Raw genomic sequence first — 280 nt, 5'->3', positions numbered from 1 at the left:
AAGCGTGATCATTTCCGCCAGTGGATTTTCTGTGCCAAGCACGTTGGAGACATGAGTAATTGCCAGCAGGCGAGTTTTCTCATCAAACAGCGTAGGCAGCGTCTCCAGTTGCAACGTACCGTCGGGATTGAGCGGGATCACACGCAGCTCTGCGCCAACGCGTGCGCAAAGCATCTGCCAGGGAACAATGTTAGCGTGGTGCTCCATCTGACTTATGATGATGTTATCGCCCGCCCGCACGTTGCTGTTGCCCCAGCTATTGGCGACCAGATTGATCCCT

Annotated in this window: 1 protein-coding gene; it reads right to left on the bottom strand. The window is 54.6% G+C overall.

Translation table 11 applies throughout. The annotated features are described in order from the left end of the window. Positions 1 to 280: aminotransferase class V-fold PLP-dependent enzyme (locus SB772_RS40160; RefSeq protein ID WP_410838540.1), on the bottom strand; the 280-nt coding region annotated here is incomplete at both ends.

Source organism: Paraburkholderia sp. SIMBA_030, from assembly GCF_046535245.1.
Lineage (GTDB): Bacteria > Pseudomonadota > Gammaproteobacteria > Burkholderiales > Burkholderiaceae > Paraburkholderia.
The sequence above is the reverse complement of the archived record's forward strand: the minus strand, read 5'-3'. Positions and strand labels throughout refer to the sequence as shown.